The sequence below is a fragment of the Stenotrophomonas sp. P5_A9 genome (assembly GCF_056400525.1).
Genome location: NZ_JBFULC010000154.1, coordinates 1 through 559, shown reverse-complemented (window position 1 = coordinate 559; position 559 = coordinate 1). Strand labels below are relative to the sequence as shown.

The 559-nt window shown below is 64.4% G+C and carries 1 protein-coding gene; it reads right to left on the bottom strand.

Annotated features, from left to right (window positions below):
• Window positions 1-20: 20 nt before the first annotated feature.
• Window positions 21-476 carry an REP-associated tyrosine transposase gene (locus AC1DR7_RS20355; RefSeq protein WP_457319183.1) on the bottom strand — a complete coding sequence of 152 codons (456 nt, stop codon included), beginning with the start codon at window positions 474-476 and terminating at the stop codon, window positions 21-23.
• Between the last annotated feature and the right edge of the window lie 83 nt (window positions 477-559).

Sequence of the window (559 nt, the reverse complement as noted above, 5' to 3'; positions counted from 1 at the left end):
GAGCCGGCCAGCGGCCGGCACTACCGGTCATGGGGCCAGATGCTCCATGTGTATGGATAGTCCCCGACCTGTTCGGACAAGCCTGCGCGGACCGGATTGCCGAGGATGTACATGGCATGCCGATGCAGGGAATCCTCAGAGCGGACCGCGTGATCGTGATACCCCGCCTGCCACACCGCGCCGCCACGGCCGCGCATGCGGTTGAGTGCCAACGCACTCGATGATTTGAAGCGGCGTGCTACATCGCTCAGTGGTTTTGCGTCCAACTCCAACAGCCAATGCACATGGTCCGGCATCACCACCCAGGCCAAGGAGCGCGCATAGCCGCGCTGATCGATCTCCTGCAGGTGGGTGATGGCAATGGCTGCGGCGCGGGGGTCTGCGAACCAGCGGCGGCGGTTGTCGCAGACCATCGTCAAGACGTAGCTCTGGCCGGGAAGCGAACAGCGGCCTACGCGTAGTCGGGAGGAGCTCATGACGCATCTTCAGCGATCCCACAGCGTCGCGATGCCGGTCGAATACCAAGGCACGTGTGGGGAAGAGCCCCGGTAGTGCGGGG